The 22,741-nt window shown below is 40.0% G+C and carries 19 protein-coding genes, 1 tRNA gene and 1 other RNA gene; 8 read left to right on the top strand and 13 right to left on the bottom strand.

Annotation, left to right across the window (positions count from 1 at the left end; genetic code table 11):
* Positions 1-30 precede the first annotated feature (30 nt).
* Together pfkA and F602_RS0108130 are read right to left on the bottom strand one after the other, a co-directional pair.
* On the bottom strand, positions 31-1,044 hold the full coding sequence (gene pfkA, locus F602_RS0108125; protein WP_018167477.1) for a 6-phosphofructokinase: 1,014 nt from the start codon (positions 1,042-1,044) through the stop codon (positions 31-33).
* Between the two features lie 82 nt (positions 1,045-1,126).
* On the bottom strand, positions 1,127-4,231 hold the full coding sequence (locus tag F602_RS0108130) for a DNA polymerase III subunit alpha (RefSeq protein WP_018167478.1): 3,105 nt from the start codon (positions 4,229-4,231) through the stop codon (positions 1,127-1,129).
* Positions 4,232-4,409: 178 nt separating this feature from the next.
* Between F602_RS0108130 and F602_RS0108135 the strand changes: the two genes are divergently transcribed.
* The 3 genes from F602_RS0108135 to F602_RS0108145 are packed head-to-tail and all read left to right on the top strand — an operon-like array spanning position 4,410 to position 6,307.
* On the top strand, positions 4,410-4,793 hold the full coding sequence (locus F602_RS0108135) for a GntR family transcriptional regulator (RefSeq protein WP_018167479.1): 384 nt from the start codon (positions 4,410-4,412) through the stop codon (positions 4,791-4,793).
* Positions 4,777-5,484 carry an ABC transporter ATP-binding protein gene (locus tag F602_RS0108140; RefSeq protein WP_018167480.1) on the top strand — a complete coding sequence of 236 codons (708 nt, stop codon included), beginning with the start codon at positions 4,777-4,779 and terminating at the stop codon, positions 5,482-5,484. Before F602_RS0108135 ends, F602_RS0108140 begins: the two co-directional genes overlap by 17 nt.
* 19 nt (positions 5,485-5,503) lie before the next feature.
* Positions 5,504-6,307, top strand: coding sequence for a hypothetical protein (locus tag F602_RS0108145; protein ID WP_018167481.1), 804 nt, complete (start codon positions 5,504-5,506; stop codon positions 6,305-6,307).
* Positions 6,308-6,369: 62 nt separating this feature from the next.
* Here the strand turns inward: F602_RS0108145 and F602_RS0108150 are convergent.
* Together F602_RS0108150 and ssrA are read right to left on the bottom strand one after the other, a co-directional pair.
* Positions 6,370-6,457 (bottom strand) — tRNA-Ser (locus F602_RS0108150).
* A gap of 8 nt (positions 6,458-6,465) precedes the next feature.
* Positions 6,466-6,813, bottom strand: a transfer-messenger RNA (tmRNA) gene (gene ssrA / locus F602_RS10790).
* Positions 6,814-6,918: 105 nt separating this feature from the next.
* On the opposite strand from ssrA, the gene F602_RS0108155 reads away from it, so the two are divergent.
* A complete protein-coding gene (locus F602_RS0108155; protein WP_018167482.1) occupies positions 6,919-7,515 on the top strand; it encodes a TVP38/TMEM64 family protein in 597 nt (198 codons plus the stop codon).
* Positions 7,516-7,656: 141 nt separating this feature from the next.
* Here the strand turns inward: F602_RS0108155 and tnpA are convergent, their stop codons facing one another.
* The 3 genes from tnpA to F602_RS0108170 all read right to left on the bottom strand — a co-directional run bounded on the left by tnpA (position 7,657) and on the right by F602_RS0108170 (position 9,976).
* A complete protein-coding gene (gene tnpA, locus F602_RS0108160; protein ID WP_018167483.1) occupies positions 7,657-8,127 on the bottom strand; it encodes an IS200/IS605 family transposase in 471 nt (156 codons plus the stop codon).
* Between the two features lie 194 nt (positions 8,128-8,321).
* Positions 8,322-8,933 carry a response regulator transcription factor gene (locus tag F602_RS0108165; RefSeq protein WP_018167484.1) on the bottom strand — a complete coding sequence of 204 codons (612 nt, stop codon included), beginning with the start codon at positions 8,931-8,933 and terminating at the stop codon, positions 8,322-8,324.
* Positions 8,933-9,976 (bottom strand): sensor histidine kinase, encoded by a 1,044-nt coding sequence (locus tag F602_RS0108170; RefSeq protein ID WP_018167485.1) that lies wholly within the window; start codon positions 9,974-9,976, stop codon positions 8,933-8,935. Before F602_RS0108170 ends, F602_RS0108165 begins: the two co-directional genes overlap by 1 nt.
* Before the next feature lie 328 nt (positions 9,977-10,304).
* Between F602_RS0108170 and F602_RS0108175 the strand changes: the two genes are divergently transcribed.
* The 3 genes from F602_RS0108175 to F602_RS0108185 are packed head-to-tail and all read left to right on the top strand — an operon-like array spanning position 10,305 to position 13,435.
* On the top strand, positions 10,305-11,243 hold the full coding sequence (locus F602_RS0108175) for an ABC transporter ATP-binding protein (protein WP_018167486.1): 939 nt from the start codon (positions 10,305-10,307) through the stop codon (positions 11,241-11,243).
* A gap of 1 nt (position 11,244) precedes the next feature.
* On the top strand, positions 11,245-12,306 hold the full coding sequence (locus F602_RS0108180) for an ABC transporter permease (RefSeq protein WP_040840096.1): 1,062 nt from the start codon (positions 11,245-11,247) through the stop codon (positions 12,304-12,306).
* Positions 12,293-13,435: an ABC transporter permease gene (locus F602_RS0108185; RefSeq protein WP_018167488.1), complete on the top strand. Its 1,143-nt coding sequence runs from the start codon at positions 12,293-12,295 to the stop codon at positions 13,433-13,435. The genes F602_RS0108180 and F602_RS0108185 overlap by 14 nt, the downstream gene beginning before the upstream one ends.
* 329 nt (positions 13,436-13,764) lie before the next feature.
* Here the strand turns inward: F602_RS0108185 and F602_RS0108190 are convergent, their stop codons facing one another.
* From F602_RS0108190 to dnaG, 3 genes are all read right to left on the bottom strand, one after another.
* Positions 13,765-14,085: a metal-sulfur cluster assembly factor gene (locus F602_RS0108190; RefSeq protein ID WP_018167489.1), complete on the bottom strand. Its 321-nt coding sequence runs from the start codon at positions 14,083-14,085 to the stop codon at positions 13,765-13,767.
* 247 nt (positions 14,086-14,332) lie between these two features.
* The gene (gene rpoD, locus F602_RS0108195) at positions 14,333-15,454 is read right to left on the bottom strand and encodes an RNA polymerase sigma factor RpoD (RefSeq protein WP_018167490.1); all 1,122 of its coding nucleotides are present in this window, start codon (positions 15,452-15,454) and stop codon (positions 14,333-14,335) included.
* A 2-nt stretch (positions 15,455-15,456) separates the two neighbouring features.
* Positions 15,457-17,256, bottom strand: a complete 1,800-nt coding sequence (gene dnaG / locus F602_RS0108200; protein WP_018167491.1) for a DNA primase — start codon at positions 17,254-17,256, stop codon at positions 15,457-15,459.
* A 168-nt stretch (positions 17,257-17,424) separates the two neighbouring features.
* Between dnaG and mscL the strand changes: the two genes are divergently transcribed.
* Positions 17,425-17,793, top strand: coding sequence for a large conductance mechanosensitive channel protein MscL (gene mscL / locus F602_RS0108205; protein ID WP_018167492.1), 369 nt, complete (start codon positions 17,425-17,427; stop codon positions 17,791-17,793).
* Positions 17,794-17,919: 126 nt separating this feature from the next.
* On the opposite strand, the gene galE is transcribed toward mscL, so the two are convergent.
* The 3 genes from galE to F602_RS0108220 all read right to left on the bottom strand — a co-directional run bounded on the left by galE (position 17,920) and on the right by F602_RS0108220 (position 22,569).
* Entirely contained in the window at positions 17,920-18,939 is a 1,020-nt protein-coding gene (gene galE / locus F602_RS0108210; protein ID WP_018167493.1) for a UDP-glucose 4-epimerase GalE, read from the bottom strand.
* 70 nt (positions 18,940-19,009) lie between these two features.
* Positions 19,010-19,186 (bottom strand): 30S ribosomal protein S21, encoded by a 177-nt coding sequence (gene rpsU, locus F602_RS0108215; protein ID WP_000048054.1) that lies wholly within the window; start codon positions 19,184-19,186, stop codon positions 19,010-19,012.
* 131 nt (positions 19,187-19,317) lie between these two features.
* Positions 19,318-22,569, bottom strand: a complete 3,252-nt coding sequence (locus tag F602_RS0108220) for a ZmpA/ZmpB/ZmpC family metallo-endopeptidase (RefSeq protein WP_018167494.1) — start codon at positions 22,567-22,569, stop codon at positions 19,318-19,320.
* Between the last annotated feature and the right edge of the window lie 172 nt (positions 22,570-22,741).

The raw sequence follows: 22,741 nt of genomic DNA on the forward strand, positions 1-22,741 counted from the left end.
TCCTAAATTTTACGATTTCAATACTAGTGATTAACGACGCAGTTCGCGACTAAGTTGAGCCAGTTTGGTTTGAGCTTTGTGAGGGGTATTGACAACAATTTTTCCATCTTCTGCCAAACTAAACAAAGCGTTCTCTTCTGCAGTACCAAGAATCGGATAAGATACCAACTCCTCGTTTTGGATACCAACTGCCAGTCCACCCTTCCCTTCTTTAAGAAGGTCTACTGCATGAGCTCCTAACCAAGATGCAAGAACGCGATCTCGAGCTGTTGGACGTCCTCCACGGAGAATATGTCCAAGGTTGGTAGCGCGAAGATCACTTGTATCACCTGCTTCTTTCATCATAGCAACAAAATTTTCAGCATTTGTCACACCTTCTGCTAGGACGATGATTGCATGACTCTTACCACGATTTTCATAACCATCCATGTTGCGTGCAACAACTGCTTTGATGTCAAATTCTTCTTCTGGAATAATGACCTGATCTGCACCAGTTGCAAGACCAGCCCAAACAGCAATGTCTCCAGCATGACGTCCCATCACTTCCACAACAAATGTACGTTTGTGACTGTAGGAAGTATCGCTGATTTTATCAATTGCTTCGATAGCTGTATTGACTGCTGTATCAAAGCCAATGGTATAGTCTGTGCCGACAATATCATTGTCAATAGTACCCGGTACCCCAACTGCTGGAAATCCATGCTCTGTCAAGCGCATCGCCCCATGGTAAGAACCGTCTCCACCAATAACAACTACACCTTCAATACCATGCTTTTTCAATTGCTCAATTCCCTTTAATTGGCCTTCTAATTTGGCAAATTCTGGGTAACGAGCTGAACGTAAGAAAGTTCCACCTTGTGACATGATGTTGGTAACATCTCTCGTTTCAAACTTAAAAATATCCCCTTCTACCATGCCGGCATAACCACGGTTAATACCATAGACTTCCATGCCTTCATAAATGGCTTTACGAACAACTGCACGAACGGCAGCATTCATACCAGGGGCATCTCCACCACTGGTCAAGACAGCAATACGTTTCATTCGTATTTTACTCCTTTATTTCATTTTAACTGTACCATTATACCATATTAAACAGTAACTTGCTTGCCTTTACTGTCATTTTTTACCGAAAAATCGTTTTCAAAGAAATCCCTAGCAACCTCTTCTGCATTTCCTCTGATTTTTTGACAAACATTCGTTGAGCCTGGATCGTCTGATTGCTATTTTGATAATGAAGGACTACTGGTATGTCTCCCGGATAATCTTGTAAAATCAATGCAATTTCTCCATCATGTTGATTGTTTTCCAGTAAGATCCAGAATTTTTCTACATTTGGTTTCTCCATATTTTCCAAGAGTAACTGTAAATGCCCATCTCGCTCTTGGATGCGACCAGATAGATAAGCAATCAAACCTTCTTTCAAATCAGAAGCGTAACGACGATAGATTTCTGGAAAGAGGGTGACATCCAACTTCTTTTTCGTGTCTGTTACTTGGAGAAACGCCATCTGTTCTCCTGTTTTCTTCGTTCGGATGGTTCGAATGGATTGGATTTGAACTAAAATAGTAACTTTTTGCCCTTCTACCAAATCAGTCAGTTCCTGATAAGGCCGTCTTGCATCCCTTCTTATTTTTAGTAAAGGATGAGGACTGATACCAACACCAATAATGGATTGCTCCAAATTATATTTTTCACTATCACTGTAATCCTCAGCTTCTATCCAGCTATACTCTTCCTCTGCAAAGAACGAACCAAAAGCATCTGCAAAGACGAAGAGATTCTCTAAATTACTGATAATTTTATGGCGATTTTTGTCAAAAATATCAAAGAGTCCTAGTTGAATAAGAGGAGTTAAGAGCTCCTTTTTTTTGTATTGGCGTGGTAATCTTAGTATAAAATCTTCCACACTCTTAAAGGGGCGTTCTTCCACAATCCAAAAGGCAAATTCTCTTGGAAATCCCTTGATATTTTTGAGTCCCATAAAAATTTCTTTGTTGTCAAAGCGGTCATGATAAGGGATGTTATTGATAGTGAGTCTAGCAGCTTGAAAATCAAACTGAAGGGCATCTGTGATGTAATCACTACTCGAATAGTTGAGCATGATATCAAAAAAGACATCTGGATAATGGGTTTTAAAATAGGCCAGTTGAAAGGCTAAAGCTGAGTATGCATAAGCATGACTGCGATTGAAACCATAACCTGCAAATTTAGCCATCATGGCAAAGATAGCTTTGGCATTCTCACTAGCGTGCCCCAACTTTTCAGCACCCTTAAGAAACTCCTCCTCCATATGTTGCATTTGTCTAGCATCTTTCTTAGACATAGCTCGCCTCAACAAGTCAGCTTTTCCCAGTGTAAATCCGGCATAGCGCTGTGCTATCTGCATCACTTGTTCCTGATACAGCATGATGCCATAGGTTGGTTGCAAAATATCAGCAATTGAGTCATCTAGAAGATCTATTCTTTCTTGTCCATGCTTACGCTTGACAAAGTTATTCGAATAGTCACTTGCACCTGGCCTATTCAGACTGGTTGTAGCCACTAGATCTTCAAAGCGACTGGGTTTCACTCTCTTGAGGAGATTAATAGCTCCAGGTTGCTCAAACTGAAAAATTCCCTTAGTCTTTCCATCCGCAAAGAGTTCTAGTGTTTTTCTATCTTCCAAATCAATATCTTCAATAACCAGCTGGGTGCCATACTTGTCTGCCACTGCTTCCTTCATTTTTTGGACAAAGGTGAGATTACGTAAGCCCAAAAAATCCATCTTTAACAGACCATTAGCTTCAACGGCATGGGCATCGTATTGGGTAATGAGCATGTCTTCGCCATGCTTCAGTGGAATCACATCCGTCAAATCATTGTCACTCATCACGACACCGGCTGCATGAATGGAAGTCTGTCTGGGTTGTCCTTCAATCGCTTTAGCTAGAGCGTAAGCTTTCTGATACTCAGGCTTGCTATTGATGATTTGGCGGAAAGAAGCATTTCGTTCATAGGCCGAGGCTAAGCTATCTCGGAAGGAAATCTTCTTGGTTATATTCGTTAACTCGTACTCAGGTGTTCCAAAACGTTTAAAAACATCCCTAATCGCCTGTCTAGCACCAAATGTCGAATAGGTCACAATCTGAGCAGTGTGCATACTACCATAGCGTTTTTGGACATATCTCAAAAAATCACCCCGGTAAATATCCGGAATATCGATATCAATGTCGGGCATACTAAAGCGTTCTTCATTTAAAAAACGCTCAAATAGCAGATCGTGCTTGACAGGGTCAATGCCTGTTATTTCTAGAACGTAGGCTACTAAGCTCCCGACTGCAGATCCACGGCCCATCCCCATATAATAACCCTGGCTACGACCAAAACGCAGTAAATCCCAAACAATAAGAAAATAGTCATCAAAGCCCATCTTGTGTATAATGGATAATTCTTTATCTAATCTTTCCTGATACTGCGGACTTAGCAATCCTTTACTATGTAAACCTTCGCGAGCCTTTTCTTGCAACTCCTCCACTGCTGGGCGTTCTCGATTAAAACGCGGCAACTTCAAATCCTTGTCCAATTCATAGTGAATATCCGAAACTAGGTTCTCCAGATTCTCTATAGCCTGCGGAAAGTTATCTTTAAAAAGAGCTTCTTGTTGACTAGGTGACAACAACTCTTGATGAGCTGGTATCCAACCAATTTGACTAAGGGTCTGGTTATCCCGGATAGCATGAAGAAGCTGTAGAGTTTCAAGGTCTGATGGTTTCAGATAGCGTACTGTGTAAAGGGGCAAGATTGGCCTGTCAAAATGTTGAACCGGGGTATCTGGACGAACTCCGATATAATAATCCAGTCCTAAATCAAGATTCCCCTGATTGGACTCAACCGGCACGATGATAGCTATGTCTGTCAGATACTGGCGAATAGCCTCAAAATCTTTTTGCCCCATCATCCGAGCTGTTGAGATTTTCAGAAGATGCTGATAACCTTTACTGTTGAGAGCTAAAAACTGAATAGTAATAGGAATTTGCTGGATTTCAAGATCTAGCTCACAACCAATCAAGGGACGAACTTCTGCCTTATAACAAGTTTCCATAAACGTATAGGCTGCATAAAGATTGTTATAGTCCATAATACCTAAATAAGCATAGCCTAACTCTTTGCCACGCGCCACATATTTATCAATTGTGAGAGTACTGTCCATAAAGGTATATACAGTCTTTGTATCCACTTGTGCTAGCATGACAGTTCCTTTCTTTTCCTTGAAATGGTTTATATCTATTATTATATATTATACAAAAAAAACAATTAAAATACTTGCCTTATTTGATAAAAAGATGTATTATGTTGTTAGTACAAAAATACAAAAATATGAAAACTGGCTTTATCACACTCCAGAAATTGTATAGAAAGGAAGCAAAATGGCTTGGAAATTTGACAATAATATCCCAATCTACATCCAAATCAGCAATATCATCAAGCTACAGATTGTCACCAAACAGTTGAAATCAGGCGATAAGTTACCCACTGTTCGAGATCTAGCAGAAATAGCTGGTGTCAATCCTAACACTGTACAACGTGCCCTCTCAGATCTAGAAACAGAAGGATTCGTCTATTCTGTTCGGACTACCGGACGATTTGTAACAGAAAATGAAGACCTCATTCAGGAAACACGGGTTGAATTAGCCAAGAAAGAGCTAGACACTTTTGTGTCCAATATGCTCAATCTTGGATTTGAAGAGACTGATTTGGTCAGTCAACTAGAACATTTTTTAAAAGGAGATTCTTATGGACATGCCATCTAACCTTGTAGAAATCCAGCAAGTATCCAAGTCATACAGCAGTCTGGTAGCTCTGAACAATATAAACTTGCGACTAGGTGCTGGTAAAATCATCGGCTTGCTTGGCCCCAACGGTTCTGGCAAGACCACTCTGATCAAACTCTTAAATGGCCTTCTTCAACCTGACTATGGCCAAATCCTTATCAAAGGACACACTCCTTCACCTGAAACCAAAAACATTATCTCCTATCTACCAGATACTACCTATTTGGATGAAAACATGAAGGTCAGTCAAGCTATCGAGTTTTTTAGTGACTTCTATGCTGATTTTGATCATGGACGTGCCCTCCACCTTTTAGAAGATCTGCACATTGACCCTAACAGTCGCATGCGTCATCTATCAAAAGGAAACAAAGAAAAAGTTCAACTGATTCTAGTCATGTGTCGTCAGGCCCAACTCTATATCTTAGATGAACCTATTGGCGGGGTCGATCCTGCTGCGAGAGATTATATCCTCAAAACGATTATCAACAACTACTCTCCAACCGCATCTGTCATCATCTCTACTCACCTCATTTCCGATGTAGAGCACATCCTGGATGAAGTTATTTTCCTTCAAAATGGAAGTGTTGTACGTCATGGCAATGTAGACGATCTGCGCATCGAAAGTGGCTTGTCCATTGACGAGCTTTTCCGCAATGACTTTAGGGCCTAGGTTGCAGAAAGGAAGAAATATGTTTGGCAAATTATTAAAACACGAATTTAAATCACTGGGAAAATGGTACTTCACCCTTTATGGGATTGTCCTTTCCTTATCTGTTATCCTAGGTATTTGGATGAAGTCGGTTGTTTACCGAATTGACCACAATGCCAATGTCAATACAAACGGACTTGGTAATACTGAAGGATTACTTTTTGGTATCATGTGGTTCGCCTTTATGCTCCTTATCGCAGGACTGGTCATTTCAACATTTATATTGGTTGTGAGTCGCTTTTATAAAAACATTTACGGCCGTCAAGGCTATCTGACCATGACCTTACCCGTTACGAGTCATCAAATCATACTAAGCAAGTTTGCTGCTGCTATCATGTGGTATACTTTTGCAGGTCTTACAATCTTGCTCAGTATTTCAATCATTGCTTTTCTTGCCATACCAACCGAAGCTTATCCTTTCATTGGTAAAGAATTCAACCAATTGATTATAGCACTTCAAGAAATTGATACTATTAGTATCCTGAGTGTTTTCATCAGTGGATTACTCGATAGTATTGGTGGGGTATTCTTGGCCTATTTCTCCATTTCAATTGGCCAACTCTTTAAAGACCATCGCCTATTGATGGCAATTATTACCTACTTTGGTATCAACTTTGTGATTGGAAGCTTTACTACCACTGCCCTTTTAAGTACTGGCTATATGAGCAATCTCAATTTTCTCCCATTCTTCCAACCACTGCATATTGTGATGAATCTTGTCCTCATCCTTATCTATTACTTTGGTACTCACTATATCATGACCAAAAAACTAAATCTACAATAGGAGGTGGCTTTTGCCACCTTTTAAACACAAAAAAAGCATTGTTGCCAATGCTCATTCTCTGACGGAAGACATGGGATTCGAACCCACGCACGCTGTTACACGCCTACCGCGTTTCCAACACGGCCTCTTAAGCCTCTTGAGTAATCTTCCATTTTAAAACATGGAGCCGGTGGGAGTCGAACCCACGTCCAAACACCTGCTAACTTATTTGTCTACAACCATAGGTTATGTGTTATTTTAACAAGACCTTGACACATAACTCAAGCCCAAGTCTTGCGAGTCAGTCGTTCTCTTGCAATAGTCTCTGACAAACTGTTGCCGTAGCCTGCTATTTTAAGACCAATTCCCAAACGCAAGCAATTTGGGATTGATCACACCTGCTGTTTTTTAGGCAGCTAAAGCGTAAGAGTTTGTATTTTTTGCAGTTATATTTAAACTGAGCGGTTACGCCGCCATTCGGGTTGCAAAACAAGCCTCATAATGCCTGTCGAATCCGTAACGACCCCAAATTCGTTACGCTACATATTATAACAAATTTTTTTTAAAAAGCAAATAAATTTATATTTTAGAAAGAAATCGGAAAAATTCCTCTTATATGGTACAATGAAGTTATGTATAAATTTTGGCAAAAAACAATTCATCTATTAAGCATTCTCATTCTGATTGCAACCTTCTTCCTGATTATCTGGTTGTATAAAATTGGGATTTTAAATGACCAAAACCTTCTTAAGGAATTTTTGCAACAACAAGGTTCTCTAGGCAGTCTCTCTTATGTCCTCATTCAAATTATTCAGGTCGTTTTTCCTATTATTCCAGGTGGTGTGACCACGGTTGTTGGCATTCTGGTTTTTGGTCCTTTGTGGGGATTTGTGGTGAACTATATCGGAATTATCATTGGTAGTATCATCCTCTTCTGGTTATCACGAACCTATGGCAAGAAGTTCTGCCTGTTATTTATGAAGGAAGAAACATTTGATAAGTATGAAAGCAAGATTGATGATAAGCGTGGCTATGAAATCTTCTTTATTCTCTGCATGCTTTCTCCTATTTCCCCAGCTGATGTTATGGTCATGATTACTGGTCTGACCAGCATGTCCTACAAAAAATTTATTGCCATCATCCTTATTTGTAAGCCCTTGTCCATCATATCCTACAGTTATTTTTGGATTTATGGTGGACAGTTGATCCAACAATTTTTCCAAAAATAAACTAAATCATAACCACCCGTCAAACGGGTGGTTTGAACAAGGGCTATAAGCCCACATCACCAGCCAGCGCCTAAAGACGCTGGCTTTCACTTTGTTCAAGCCTAATCGCTTTTGACTCGTCACTTGCCTCTTAAAGAGGCCTTAGTATTTCTTACCATCATCCCTAAAGGGATCTTCGTACTCTTTCACACTCAATTTATCAAGTGCAATGTCATGTTTTTCCTGTTCTTGGATATATTTTTTTATCGTGGCTTCGTTAAGTCCTACCGTGCTTACATAATAACCCTCTGCCCAAAAATGGCGATTGCCAAATTTGTATTTGAGATTCGCGTGTTTATCAAACATCATAAGAGCACTTTTACCTTTTAAATAACCCATGAAACTTGAAACACTTACTCTTGGTGGAATACTGACAAGCATATGAACATGGTCTGGCATTAGATGCCCCTCGATTATTTCAACCCCTTTGTAACTATATAAACGGCGAAATATTTCTCCTAAACTGCTTCTATATTGATTATAAATAACTTTTCGTCTATACTTAGGTGTAAACACAATGTGGTATTTACACATCCACTTTGTATGTGATAAACTATGTGCCTTCTGTGCCATATTTTTCTCCTTTCGCTTTGCAATAGGCTTGAACACCTTTATTGTATCGCGTTTGGAGTTTTTTGGTATAACCTGCGATGCGCACCCGCATAGCGGGTGGTTTATTTGTCTCGCACCTTACGGAGCGAGACGGACTAAAAGTCACATAATCAAAAACCGCTAGACTCTTTACGAGTTCAGCGGTTTTTCTTTTGTTACGAACGATGCTTATAATAATAAACTGCAAGTTGAGTTCGATCGCGTAATTGCAATTTTTCCATCAAGGCAGAAACATAGTTACGCACAGTTCCCTCACTCAGGAAAAGAATATCTGCAATTTCCTTGTTGTTTAGGCCATCAGCCACTAATCGCAACAACTGGTTTTCACGTTCAGTCAACTCTTTCAAGTTCACCTCTGCCTTACTTGGATGAATAGACTGGATAATCTGAGAATCAAAAACCAAATGTCCATTTTCAACTGCTTCAACGGCAGGAACAATCCCCTTAATATTCTGTTTTAAAATATATCCTCGACAGCCCAAAGACATAGCCTTGGTAATATAGTCATCATCTTGAAAAGTAGTAATAAAGAGAATCTTAGCAGATGAATCCCTTTTCAAAATCTCGGCTGCTGCTTCTATCCCCGACATTGGCTCCATACGAATATCCATCAACAGGAGATCTGGCTGGTGCTCTTGGTACAGGTCGATAGCCTCTTGTCCACTATGGCCTGTTGCCACGACTGATAAGTTTTCCTTTGAGTTGACGATAGTCTCCAAAGCTTGAACCACTAGGTAATCATCATCAATAACAACGAGCTTTTTCATTATGCTATAGCCTCCTTCCTAAAAATCAGATGCAAGTGATAGCCCTCGGTTTGGTCAATGTTGAGATTGCCACTATACTTTCCAACTATTTCTTCTATAGAGTAAAGTCCTATTCCTTTGGCACTATTGGGATGGTTCTTTCCATTATCCTGATAAGTTAAGCTGTAAAAGGTAGGTTGCTCAACTATCACCAATCTCACCTGATCGCTATTAGAGTGCTTGCAACAGTTGGTGACCAGCTCCTTTACAATCGTCACAAAGTCAAGTTTAACCGAGAGGGGTAAAACTGACTCAATACTATAATGAAAGGTTAATTCCCGATTTCTCAGTGGCTGCAAGTTTTCTTCCAAGCGCTGACGAAGGTCAAAGGACTCGTTATAAAGTTGGTGAAGGGTCTGTCGGATATCTGTCATGCCTGTTTGCAGATGTTCTGATAGAACCTCTAGTTGACCACGAGTGGCCTCATCTTGAGTCGTAATTTGGAGAGCTTCCAGTTGCAAAATACTACTGCTAATAAGGTGACCAATCGAATCATGCAGGCTGTGAGCAATACGATTACGCTCAGACAAGGTAGCAATTTCTAAGTTTTTGACTTGGTCCTGCTCCAACTGTTGTTGCTTCCGACGTAGAGCCATCTTATCTTGAGATAGTTGATTCTGTATTTGTGTACTTTGAACTTTATAGTCTTGTGCTGCCTGTGTTTGGTAGGCTAAGTAGGCTGCCAACACACTAAGGATAAACGATAGTGGCGACGGCATAGCCAGAAGTAGTAACAGACTCATTAATCCCCAGTAATGCACAACTTGAAGACAGGAATATACAAACAATGGATAGAAAAAAAAGGCTTCTGGAAAGAGGAGAAAAAGCAAAGTGTGGCAAGCTAAAACAGCCAGTTTGAAATTGGTTTGACCAATAATATCCACTAACAAAGATAGAATCAGAGATGCTAGTAAAAAACCAATCTGTTCCTGCCTATCATACATCAGGACTAAAAAACTATAACACACAATTGCTAAAACAATTTTTTCAATAATCTTACGCATAACCCCTCCCCTCAACAAACTAAACAGTAAATGGTTTAGATCAAAGTAGACACTGGAATGTATACATTCATAGATCCTAAGATTCTGGGAAAAATAACTTTCTTGTGCAACTCTTAGACGATATTTATGTTCATAAGATACACTGCCCAAATTCCATTCTATTATTAGTATAAGGTATTTCATACAGAATGGCTAGTCTTTCCAAAGAAAATATGATTATTTTCACATAAACTTGTGATCAGAGACACTAGTTATTTAAAATATAGAAAGGTATAGTAGATATAGAAGGAAAGCATCATCACTATCAGGTATAGAAAAGGAGTTTTTCATGAAAACAATTAAAATCAAACAGTTAGTCAAACGATACAAAGAATTGGTAGCTCTTGATCATTTTAACCTAGAAGTCAACGAAGGTGAAATCCTAGGTTTCTTAGGGCCAAATGGTTGTGGTAAAACGACTGCTATCAACTGCATGTTGGGCCTGTTGACCTATGACAAGGGAGATATTCGCATCTTTGGTGAAGCTATGACTCCAAATGCCTATCATATCAAGGAGAACATTGGAGTTGTCCCTCAGGAATTGGCCTATTTTGAACAGTTGACTGTCTTCGAAAATATCGACTTCTTCTGCGGCCTCTATATCAAGGATAAACAAAAACGCAAAGTATTGGTAAATGAAGCTATTGCCTTTGTTGGCTTAGAAGATTATCGAAAATTTTATCCGAATAAATTAAGTGGTGGTCTCAAGCGCCGACTAAATATCGCCTGTGGGATTGCCCATAAGCCAAAATTGATTTTTCTGGATGAACCGACTGTGGCTGTTGATGCCCAAAGTCGCAACTTTATCTTACAAGGAATCAAACGCCTCAATAAAGAAGGGGCTACCATTGTTTATACCACCCACTATCTGGATGAAGCAGATAGCTTATGCGACCGCATCATCATCATGGATAAAGGACACAATGTTATCGATGGTACTCCGGAAGAGCTCAAATCCATGATTGCAACAAAGGAAATCATCCATTTAGAATTGGTGGAGCAAGCTGCACCTGATATCATCAAAGAAATGGAAAATCTTCCTCACTTGCAACTGATGGATAAAAATAAAGCTGTTTACATTCTCCAATTTTCTCAAAAAGGAAGCAACATTGTAGCTATAGCTCAGCTGCTAGAGCAACATAACTTGGCCTACTTGAAGCTCTACAGTGAGCAGCCTAGTCTTAGCGATGTCTTCCTCTCATTTACAGGAAAGGAGTTGCGTGATTAAAATGAAGGATTTATTGAGATCAATCTATTATTTAGCAAAATCCATCTTGAGGGATAAAAGTTTTACCTTTTGGGTACTCCTTTTCCCTGCTCTACTAGCGACTTTCTTCCATGTCGCTCTCACCAGTGCTTTTTCCTTTCAGGTTGAAACCATACCCGTTGCAGTTCAAAAAGAATCTTTTGCAGCCTATGTCTTCCCAGAAACTGGTCTCTTTGATACAAGGCTAGTTGAAAATGATCAAGAAGGCCAAGATTTGCTTAAAAACAAAAAAGTGGAGGCCTATGTAAACAAAGACTCTGAATTGGTCGTTACCAGTTTGAGTGGTGTCAAACCATCTATCGTACGCTCCATCCTCAGTCAAATGGAGCAGGCTACAGCCTTGGGAGATGCTGCTAATTATCTTGATTTTTCAGTATCTCCCGTCCAGCAGGAAGAGCAAAAAACAGAACCGATTGCAGTCTATTTCTATTCACTCTTTGCAATGGTCTGTTTCTATTCTATGTTTGGAGCTATCTCCAGCTGTATGGTCATTCAGCCTAATTTATCCACTTTAGGAGCCCGTCTAACTTCCTCTCCCTTTAAAAAATCAACCTTTATACTCTCCTCCTTTTTTGTCAACATGTCCTTAACCATGATAGCAATTTTGTTATTGTATATCTACGTGGTGTACTTTTTAAAGGTTCAACTTTTTTCAAATCCTTTAGAGAGTTTGCTTTTAATCTTTATGGGCAATCTATGTGGAACAGCTCTTGGTTATGCACTAGGAGCCATCAAAAAAATCAAAGAGCCGACCAAAGTCATATTTGCAGTTCTATTGACCAATGTTCTAAGCTTTGCAGCTGGCTTGATGTCCATACAAGTGCGTTTTCTGATTTACAAACATGCCCCACTCTTTGCTAAGTTCAATCCGATGTCTATCCTAACAGACACCTTGTATCAGATAAACAATCTGACAAACAGTAGCAATCTCGTCTTTGCTATCTCCACGCTAGGAGCCTATTCCATACTAGCCCTAGGATTGGCCACACTACTACTGAGGAGGAACCAGTATGACAGTCTTTAAATATTTGATGACCAGCATTTGGCGGATGAAGTGGATTATCCTCATCTATTCTCTTGTATTCTTTATCCTGTCAGCTCTTAATCAAAGCCTCAGTCCTCAGGAAAGGGGAGATTTTTCCAATACTTCTCTCGATTTGATTCTCGTTCGGCAGGAAAAAAGTAGCCTAGGCGATGCCTTTCAAGAGTATTTGGAAAACCATCATGAAGTTGAAGTTTCTGACCAACCTCTTGAGACATTAAGGGAACGTATTTTTGTAGGAGAAATGGATGGCATCATTGTTCTACCAGTGGATTTGGAAAACGAGATGATGAAAAAAACATCCCCCATCCAGGTCATCACCAATAATAGTAACAGTTCGAGTTTAGTGTACTCCTTGGTCAATGGATACTTTACTTTTGCCAAAGCGATAATGAAAGAAAAGAGCATGGATTTCGAGACACTCAATCAGGCTTTCTCAAAGGAAGCCAAGGTGGTTGTCCTACAAAATAAGAACAGTAGCGATCAAAACGAAGCCAGTATTTGGGCCAAGTTTTACTTCAACTTTATGACCTATATTTTGATATCCATTTTTATCACTCTATTTGGCCTACTACTTTCCAACTTCCAGGAAATAAAAGTTCTCCAACGGCAGTTGATCTCATCAACTAGCCTAGTTTCAATCAACCAAGCCAAGTTGATAGCCTGTAGCGTCATTGCATTCTTTATCACTTTTCTCTTTATCACAGGTTCCTTAATTTTTAGACCTAATCTTCTATCTCAACCTATCTTTCTAAAATATGCCTTGGTATCCTTTGCCTTTGCATGTGCTGCTCTATCAATGGCCTTTCTGGCATCTGTTATCATTGGCAATAACCGCTTCCTCTACTCTGGTCTGTCAACAGTTCTCGGTTTAGGCCTTTCTTTCATATCAGGGGTCTTTGTTCCACTCCAAGTCTTGTCCGAACCAGTTCTCAACTTTGCTAAACTCTTTCCTGTCTACTATGTTGTCAAGAGCAACCAAGACATGTCCAGTGAGCTTAGTAGCTACCTACCGACCATTGGTGTTCTCCTTCTTTTTGCCTTATTCTACTTTATAGTCGCTATGGCTATCAGTCGCGTCAGAAGTGGCAACAAACTAATTACTCTTTAAATTAGCAACAGTAAAAAGCCCTTATCAGCTGTATTGGCCTCAAAAATTGGATATAAATTCCAACGATTGAGAACAACATACAGTGATCAGGGCTTATCTCTTTATAAGAGACTAAAATGAAATCTATTGACGGTTTGTAGAGGCAGCACTATCACGCAACCAAACGAGGCAGCATCTCGTATTGGATAGGCAATTCTGCATTCAAAACATAAATTAGCTGATAGTTATCAAGCATCGAACGGACAATTAATGCTTCATAAACTCTTTTCTTGACTTTAAAAAATACAGTCTCAAGATGAGAACTGTATCTTATTGTAGTTAAAACTTGCCTATTTTATCCCTAGTGCAATACGGGCATATCGACTCATTTTTTGAATAGTCCAAGGTGGCGACCAAACGAGACGGACATTTACATTCTTGACCTCTGGTATATCTTTCAAGACATCATGAATTTGGTCTGTAATCAGGTCTGCCAATGGACAACCCATGGTCGTCAGTGTCATATCAATCTCTGCTTCACCATCTGTAAAACGGATTTCATAGATGAGACCTAGATTGATAATATCAATCCCCAATTCGGGGTCAATGACCTCTTCAAGAGCACTAAAAATGCGTTCTTGAATATCTTTCACTTCATCTTCTGTATACATTTCTTCTCCCTCATTTTCGAGCTCGGTATTCTCATCATTCTTTTTCTACAAATCAGCAAACATCCAATAGCAAGTTGAAACCCGATAAACGACCAACTATATCTTAAAATGTAAATTTCTAAACTTTTGGAAAGACGGCAATAGCACTATGAGTGGAACAAGCCTTCTTTGCATTCTAAGAAGCACTGTTATTAGCAGTACTCTCTTGAGCCCTAGGCGAATAACCAAATAAGGCTCTAGGCTATTGTTAGTCCTCCATGAAATCTCTTAGCGGTTTACTACGAGAAGGATGGCGGAGTTTCCGAAGAGCCTTGGCTTCAATTTGTCTAATCCGTTCACGGGTAACGTTGAAAACTTTTCCAACATCCTCCAATGTACGCATTTTTCCATCATCTAGTCCAAAACGTAGACGCAATACATTTTCTTCACGGTCAGTCAGGGTATCTAAAACTTCATCCAACTGTTCACGTAAAACGACGCGGGTTGTATAATCCACTGGATTTTCAATTACCTCATCCTCAATAAAATCACCCAAGTGACTATCATCTTCTTCACCAATAGGTGTTTCTAAGGAAACCGGCTCTTGGGCAATCTTGAGGATTTCGCGAACCTTATCCGGCGTCATGTCCATCCGCTCTGCAATCTGCTCTGGTGTTGGATCTTGACCCAATTCTTGCAGGAGATTGCGCTGCTCGCGAACTAGCTTATTGATTGTCTCAACCATATGAACTGGAATACGAATTGTCCGAGCTTGGTCTGCAATAGCCCGTGTGATAGCTTGACGAATCCACCAGGTAGCATAAGTTGAAAATTTGAAACCTTTGGAATAATCAAACTTATCAACAGCCTTCATCAAGCCCATATTGCCTTCCTGAATCAAATCCAGGAACTGCATGCCTCGTCCAACATAACGCTTGGCAATGGATACAACCAATCGCAAGTTAGCTTCTGCTAAGCGTTGCTTGGCTTCCACATCGCCCGCCTCAACAGCCAGAGCCAACTCTTGCTCCTCTTCGTTCGTCAAAAGTGGGACAACACCGATTTCCTTCAGGTACATACGCACTGGGTCATTGACCTTGGCCGAGTTACTTCCCAGCAACTCTTCATCTGTCAACTCCTTCTCTTCTTCAACCTGCATAACACGTGAGCTTGGATTGCCATCCTTATCTACAATTGAAATACCTGCATCTTGAATCCGTTGTAACAAATCATCAATGCCATCCGCATCCAAGGTAAAAGGAATAGCTAATTTATCATTGATTTCATCATCAATGGCTGTGCCTGCCTTCTTATGGTTGCGAATAAAATCTGCTACTTGAACATCAAAAGTAGTGACTTCTGTTTTCTTTTCTGCTTTTTTTACTGACATAGTTACTCCATTTTTCTTTTTTGTGCAATGAGTCTTGCGATCTCATCAAGAGCCTGCTGATCGTTTCCGACATGAGAATGTTCCCGAACGTTTTTTAACCTTTTTCGATTTTCTCTCCTCATCTGTTCTCGGTGACGATTGAATTCTAAGTCTTCTATCTCATTGGCGCCGATTTCATCTGGCAGTTTTTCTTCTAAAACCCGATACCAAGCTCGTTGAACTGCTTCATCTAGTTCAGCCAAATCATAAGCCGTAATTTCTCCATTAGCTTTTAAAACCTCAAACAAGGTCTGCAACTCAGGAGTGACAAAATGAAAATCCTCTCTCAATCGATATTCATTTAGAAGATAAGGGTGCTCAGTCATCCGATATAGCAAGTGATTTTCTGTCCGAATCAGATTGGTAATCCTTTCCTGCTGAGAAATAATCGGCTGGCTCAGTGGTTTGACATAGGAATCCTGCGGAACACGAGCAGCTTCTTGTCGCTGCTTTCGGTTGTGAATTCTTGCCCGATTCACCACATCCTCCACCTGCTGGTAATCAAAATCAACCAGCATATCTGATACCTTGTAAATATAGGTATTTTGCGCAGTAATGGAAGAGGTCTGAGCAATGATAGGAGCAATCTTATCCAAAAAATCAATCTGCATTTGTAGGTTATCAGGATTTTCAGGCTTCAGATATTGAATCAAAAACTCTACACCTGTCAATCTGAACTTGGTTAGGACATTCGCCAAAGCTTCTGCTGAATGCTTGGAAATATACTCATCTGGGTCCATCTGGTCTGGTAAAAAAACAATTTCAACCTTGAAATCTGTCAATTCTTCCAAAGCCCTAGCAGTTGCTGCTTGTCCAGCCTTATCTCCATCATACGTCAAAACAATGTTTTGGCAATACTTAGCTAAGTGGCGGACATGGTCTGCTGTCAGAGCTGTTCCCATAGAAGCGACAGCATTTTCAAGACCAGCCCGATAGGCTGCAATCACGTCCATGAAACCTTCCATCAGATAGACTTCCCGATGCTTTTTGATAGAAGCCTTAGCCTTATCCAAATGATAGAGCTCATAGCTCTTATTAAATATAGCTGTTGCTCGGCTATTTTTGTACTTAGCCAACTGCTTATCAGCCAAATCTTTTTCTGTCCAAATCCGACCAGAAAATGCAACCACACGACCATACTCATCCGTCAGCGGAAACATAATTCTGCCTTGAAAAGCATCATAAATCATGTTGGCATTGCCAGTGTTGAAAAGTCCTGAATGAAGCAAATCAGCTTCTACAAATTTTTTAGATAAATGCTGATAGAGGTAATTAGCTTCCTGAGGAGCTAGACCAATTTGGAAATACTTGATGACCTCATCTGTCAAGCCACGCTGGTATAGATAGTGGCGTGCTGCTTCTCCCATCTTTGTCGTCATCAGAAGAGCATGATAAAACTTGTTAGCTTCTGAATGGATCTCGTAAAGGACTTGGTTGGGATGATTTCCATTTTTAGTCTGTCTGTCTGTAACAGGGATATCAAGCTGAAATCCAGCCTTCTCAGCTACAATCTGCACACTTTCTGAAAAAGAAACTCCACGTGCTTCCTCGATGAACTTAAACACATCTCCTGAACGCCCACAACCAAAACAATGATAAAATTGCTTATCTTCTACAACGTTAAAGGAAGGCGTTTTTTCACCATGAAAGGGACAAAGTCCCAGATAATTTCGGCCAGCCTTTGTGAGGGCAACTGACTCACCAATAATATCAACGATATTGACAGAGTGTTTAATGTCATTGATTTTATCTTTTGAAATCATCCACTACCTCCTTTCAAGGATTCATGCTGAGTTTAAGCATACCATACCATTTTCTATTTTATAACAAAATAGGTCAAATGTAAATTTTTCAGGATAGAATGCTTGATTTTTTTTCAAAATACTATATAATATTCAAATATAATATTTATGAAAGGACATGTTTAGGATATGTTAAAAGATTTAAAGGCCTTTTTATTTAAAGGAAATGTGCTTGATTTGGCAGTTGCTGTTATTATTGGTGGAGCTTTTGGAGCCATCATCACTTCATTGGTTACTGACATCATCACACCACTCATCTTGAACCCAGCTTTGAAAGCTGCAAACGTTGAAAACATCTCTCAACTTGCTTGGAACGGTGTTAAATACGGTAGCTTCTTAAGCGCAATCATCAACTTCTTGATTGTTGGTACTTCTCTTTTCTTCGTAGTGAAAGCTGCTGAAAAAGCGATGCCTAAAAAAGTTGAGGAAGAAGCTCCTGCTGGACCAACACAAGAAGAACTTCTTGTGGAAATCCGTGACTTATTGAAAAATAAATAATAGAAAGAAGTCTGGGAAATGCAATATCCCCAGACTCTTTTTCTTTTTATGAAATCCCCAGATTCTCCTGAAAACCTTGAATTGCAAGTCAAAATAAGAAGTTGATTTAACTCAACTTCTTATTTTTTATTGTTTTCCATAGCCATTTGGATTCTTAGATTGCCAGTTCCAAGTATCTCGACACATATCTTCAATACTTTTTTCTGTCTTCCAAGCTAGTTCAGCTAGTGCTTTATCTGCATTGGCATAGAAAGAAGGTAGGTCACCTGCTCGGCGTGGAGCCATTTGATAAGGGACTTCTACTCCTGTCACTTGAACGAAAGTATTGACCAATTCTAGGACGCTGGTTCCTCGCCCTGAACCTAAATTATAAGTATAAACTAGAGGCGCTTCATTGAGCTTATCCAACGCTTTAACATGTCCTTTGGCTAAATCAACTACATGAATATAGTCTCGCACACAGGTTCCATCTGGTGTATCATAATCATCCCCGAAGATGTTGAGAAACTCACGTTTTCCAACTGCTACCTGAGCGATAAAAGGCATGAGGTTATTAGGAATACCAGATGGATCTTCTCCAATCAAACCGGACTCATGAGCCCCGATAGGATTAAAGTAACGGAGCAAGGAAATAGACCAGCTTGGATCTGATATGAAAATATCTCGTAAAATCTGCTCACACATCACCTTGGTTTGGCCATAAGGACTTGTCGGAATACCGACTGGCATATCTTCCTTATAAGGAGAAGGATTGAAACTGCCATAAACTGTCGCACTAGAGGAGAAGACAATCTTTTTGACACCAAATTCAGGCATTACTTCTACCAAAGATAGGATGGACATGATATTATTTTGGTAGTAAGCACCTGGTTTTTGAACTGACTCACCCACGGCCTTAAAAGCTGCAAAATGGATGGCTGCTTCTATCTTTTCCTTGGTAAAGACAGCACGAAGACCCTCCTTATCTGATACATCTAGCTGATAAAAAGCTGGCCTCTTACCCGTAATCTCTTCAATACGGTCTACGACTAAGGAACTGGCATTGGATAAATCATCAACAATGACCACATCTTGACCCAGATTCAGCAATTCAACAACGGTATGGCTTCCAATATAGCCACAGCCACCTGTTACTAAGATACTCATGGTATCCTCCTTAATTAAAAGATAGATTTGTACAATAAAAAACAGCCTTGCAGCTGTTTTTCATATTCTATTAGAATTTTTTACGCTTACGAGCTGCTTCTGATTTGCGTTTACGTTTTACAGATGGTTTTTCGTAGAATTCACGTTTACGTGTTTCTTGAAGTGTACCAGCTTTGGTAACCGCACGTTTGAAACGGCGAAGAGCATCATCAAGTGACTCATTCTTGCGTACTACAGTTTTTGACATTTTTTTCACTCCCCTCAATTTCAAAGTCTTCCTCATTATACTGTAATTTGTCATCTGTGTCAAGATATTTTTCAGCTAAATAGAATTAAAATTTCCTATAAAACTTGTTTAATCAGTAAATGAGTTTCTACTTAATTGTCTGATAAAAAGATACTCTCCTGGAATTCCTTTGTATCTTCGAAATAGGCTTTGAAAATAGCTAATTTTAGTTGATAAACATGCCCTGCAGCTTCACCTTGCGTTCGCCACATTCTAATGGAATCTTTTCTTAGAGCTTCTTTCATATGATGTTCAATGTCACTAAAATTCTGTAAAGTCACTGGCTGGTTTTCATATGTAATAGTGATGGGTTTTAGGCTTGAAACTTTCGCTTCTCTCTCCCTGAACATCGCTTTTTTGAAGTCTGATAAGCTGTTAATCGTCGGATCATCTTTAAAGATCTGTGAGACAATATATTGATCGCTCAGTTCTATGCCCTCGGACTTGGCTTGAGCAGCATACTGATCGGATATGTAAGGAATCATGCCTTCTTCATAGCCTTTATGAGCCAACAATTCAAAAGCTGTACGTCTAAAGGTATAGCCCCCAGAAGCTCCATTTGGATTTTCTAACAGGCCAAACATAGGAGAAAACAAAGGGACGCTAACATAGGTATTTCTATCTGCTGATGGACCGCGAATAATGCTAACTTTACCTCTAAAATCATGGCGTTTGATAACAATCTGATTGTCAATCAAATCATCAATCGTTCGGAGTTGCTTATTGACATCACTAGCTTCGACAACCTGATCCGTATGATGATTCGTATCTGGGTCTTTTACCCCAATCATCCGCCCAATCAAATGATTGCGACCTAGTTCCGAAGTTTGAAGTAGAGCATTCCCTTCTGCTAAATCTAACACATATAATACATCAAACAATCGATGCATGTACTCTTTTAAATCCTGGCTATTCTGGAAACGGCTTGGACTGGTGTTAACTGTTGAGAGACGTTTTTTCTCATCAGTTGTCAATGTGCTATATAAATTTAAACCAATTGAACCAGCGTTCCTATCGCGGACTGTTTGAAATAGACCTTCAGCATAACTTTCTTGACCGACACCTGGTCTTAGTCCATGACCTCCAAGATAGACTGTATCTTCTAAAGCATGTACCAACTCATGCGTCCAAATAGAGCCACCTTGAGATAGGTCATCTCGTAAAATGGGGGTTTCACTAAATTGAATGAGGTCGCCGTTTGAAAATGCATCAGCATTTGGCGTGCGATGATGGTAACGACCTGATGGAGCCAAAACCTCTCGAACAGCTCTTGTTGAAGTAGGACCCGTTTTTGCTGCCCATTGCTTAGTGGTTTGTTGCAATAAGCTATCAAAGACTACCACTGACCCATTCATCAATCTCTTCTTCACACCCTCTTTAGCAAGCCGATACCAAACATCGATGTGGTCTGTCTGATATTGAGCATGCTTGTCTATCAATTGTTTTAGCTCTTCCATTTTGTTAGCATAAGCTGTTGAATCAACTTGTTCCAAACTCTCCTCTACATAAGTTGCCATATCTCCAAAAGTGAGGGTTGTGGCTGTAGGGATGATGTAAATGGAAGGTTCTGTCATGGTAAGGAGTGGCAAATAGAAATTTTGTAAGTTCAACTGATTTAATCGCTCAACAATTTCAATATTCATAGGAACCGATTGTGGCTGTTTTTCAGCAATATAGGCTTTACTTGTTTGCTTAAACCAGTCATTCAAGGATGTTTGAGGTTGATAGATTGCTACTTCTTGTTTCAAAAATTCATAAATGGTTGGAGCATTAGTGACTTTTGCAAATCGACTTTCAAATAGGTGAGCAGTATTCTCTGGTAAATATGGATCATCTATGGACTGATTTCCTAGTGTCACTAACCAGATTGGAAGGGACTCGGAAGAATGTTTTACGTATTCTAACACAGTATCTTTTAAAAGACGTTGCTCTGATAAGGGGATGCTGTACCATCTGTCTAGATAGGCCAATCCCAAAAGAATAGATGCCTTATGAGTCAGGAGATATTCTTCTTTTTCTTGGAGTGCCATGTCTGAGGGTGTAGAATCTATTAGCATCGGAATGACAAGATCTAATGTTTGTTTGACACGCTCAAAAGAGTCTTGTAGCTGCAAACTGTCTAGATGGCTGTAATCGGGACGTTTATTTCTATACCCAGCTGCTCGGTAGATTTCTTCTGAATGGTAGTCCAGATTTTTATAACTATCCATTACTCTTTCAATAGTTTCCAGACGAAGTTTGGGATCGTCTGGGGAAACGGACTCATCTTCTGTCGTTTCTGAATCTACTGGTGGTTTTGGGGGTTCTTCTGTAACCACTGGAGGGGTTGGAGGCTGCTCATCCTTGGGTTCTGAATCTACTGGTGGGGCTTCTGTAACCACTGGTGGAATAGATGGCGCTTCATCCTTAGGTTTTGAATCTGATGGGGGAGCCGGTGGGGCCTCTGTAACCACTGGTGGAACAGATGGCTTTTCGTCCTTGGGTTCTGAAACCGCTGGGGGCGCTGGTGGGGCCTCTGTAACCACTGGTGGAACAGATGGCTTTTCGTCCTTGGGTTCTGAAACCGCTGGGGGCGCTGGTGGGGCTTCTGTAACCACTGGAGGGGTTGGAGGCTGCTCATCCTTGGGTTCCGAAACTACTGGGGGTGTTGGTGGGGCTTCTGTAACTACTGGAGGTTCTGAAGGAGGATTGGGTGTTGGCTGAACATCACGAGGTTCACCCTCCTCCTTCAAGATTTTATTGGCATATAACCGTACAGCACTATCCATAGGAAGAGCTGATAAAGGGATGTAGCCAACGTAGTCATAGTTCTTTATATCACCCACAGTTAACTGATTAGATGTCGGTACCGTTACTGATGAAAGCGACAAAAACTGCAAGGCTTCATCCGCGCTCATCATATGTGACGAAGTGCTCACCAAGCTTGCACCTAATAGTAATATCAGAGCTGTCGTTTTTCTTTTTTTCACTACAAACAATAGAGTAGCTAATGAGCCGATTCCCAATAACAATAGGTTATAGTCTTCTATGGAGGAAGTCTTAGGAAGATGAGACTCTTTCGATGATACAGAACTTGGTTTATAAACCAATATGTAAGTTTGTTCCGTTACTTCTATCAACCTCTCCGAACGAATCAAGGTTTGTTCAATTGCTGTTAAATCAGCATAGGAGATAGATAGCAGGTTTGCTTCTTTTCGATTGGAAGATGGATGGGTAGTAAGCGATGGCTCTGTCTGCTGTCTCGCTTGTACTGAAGGAGAGACTCCGATAAACATACTAGCAATTGCAATCGATGCTAATCCGACGCTCAACTTACGAATACCATATTTTATTTTTTTAAACACATTATTAGCTCCTATTCAGACGTTTTTAAAATACTCAAAAAATGTACGTGAGCACAAATATTCTTAATTTTTGATTTATCCAGCATTCAGTATAGCGAAAACATATATTAAATTCAAGTGTTTTTGAATAATATTTGAAAAGAAACCAGCTTAGGTTATGCCCATCTCACAA

The sequence above is a fragment of the Streptococcus minor DSM 17118 genome (assembly GCF_000377005.1).
GTDB lineage: Bacteria > Bacillota > Bacilli > Lactobacillales > Streptococcaceae > Streptococcus > Streptococcus minor.

Bases quoted from the DNA above. Each gene is read 5' to 3' on its own strand.
- F602_RS0108175 (WP_018167486.1), top strand. From the start codon at position 10,305: ATGAAAACAATTAAAATCAAACAGTTAGTCAAACGATACAAAGAATTG.
- F602_RS0108165 (WP_018167484.1), bottom strand. From the start codon at position 8,933: ATGAAAAAGCTCGTTGTTATTGATGATGATTACCTAGTGGTTCAAGCT.
- dnaG (WP_018167491.1), bottom strand. From the start codon at position 17,256: ATGATTTCAAAAGATAAAATCAATGACATTAAACACTCTGTCAATATC.
- F602_RS0108190 (WP_018167489.1), bottom strand. From the start codon at position 14,085: ATGTATACAGAAGATGAAGTGAAAGATATTCAAGAACGCATTTTTAGT.
- rpsU (WP_000048054.1), bottom strand. From the start codon at position 19,186: ATGTCAAAAACTGTAGTACGCAAGAATGAGTCACTTGATGATGCTCTT.
- F602_RS0108135 (WP_018167479.1), top strand. From the start codon at position 4,410: ATGGCTTGGAAATTTGACAATAATATCCCAATCTACATCCAAATCAGC.
- mscL (WP_018167492.1), top strand. From the start codon at position 17,425: ATGTTAAAAGATTTAAAGGCCTTTTTATTTAAAGGAAATGTGCTTGAT.
- galE (WP_018167493.1), bottom strand. From the start codon at position 18,939: ATGAGTATCTTAGTAACAGGTGGCTGTGGCTATATTGGAAGCCATACC.
- F602_RS0108145 (WP_018167481.1), top strand. From the start codon at position 5,504: ATGTTTGGCAAATTATTAAAACACGAATTTAAATCACTGGGAAAATGG.
- F602_RS0108140 (WP_018167480.1), top strand. From the start codon at position 4,777: ATGGACATGCCATCTAACCTTGTAGAAATCCAGCAAGTATCCAAGTCA.
- F602_RS0108185 (WP_018167488.1), top strand. From the start codon at position 12,293: ATGACAGTCTTTAAATATTTGATGACCAGCATTTGGCGGATGAAGTGG.
- F602_RS0108155 (WP_018167482.1), top strand. From the start codon at position 6,919: ATGTATAAATTTTGGCAAAAAACAATTCATCTATTAAGCATTCTCATT.
- tnpA (WP_018167483.1), bottom strand. From the start codon at position 8,127: ATGGCACAGAAGGCACATAGTTTATCACATACAAAGTGGATGTGTAAA.
- F602_RS0108180 (WP_040840096.1), top strand. From the start codon at position 11,245: ATGAAGGATTTATTGAGATCAATCTATTATTTAGCAAAATCCATCTTG.
- pfkA (WP_018167477.1), bottom strand. From the start codon at position 1,044: ATGAAACGTATTGCTGTCTTGACCAGTGGTGGAGATGCCCCTGGTATG.
- F602_RS0108130 (WP_018167478.1), bottom strand. From the start codon at position 4,231: ATGCTAGCACAAGTGGATACAAAGACTGTATATACCTTTATGGACAGT.
- rpoD (WP_018167490.1), bottom strand. From the start codon at position 15,454: ATGTCAGTAAAAAAAGCAGAAAAGAAAACAGAAGTCACTACTTTTGAT.
- F602_RS0108170 (WP_018167485.1), bottom strand. From the start codon at position 9,976: ATGCGTAAGATTATTGAAAAAATTGTTTTAGCAATTGTGTGTTATAGT.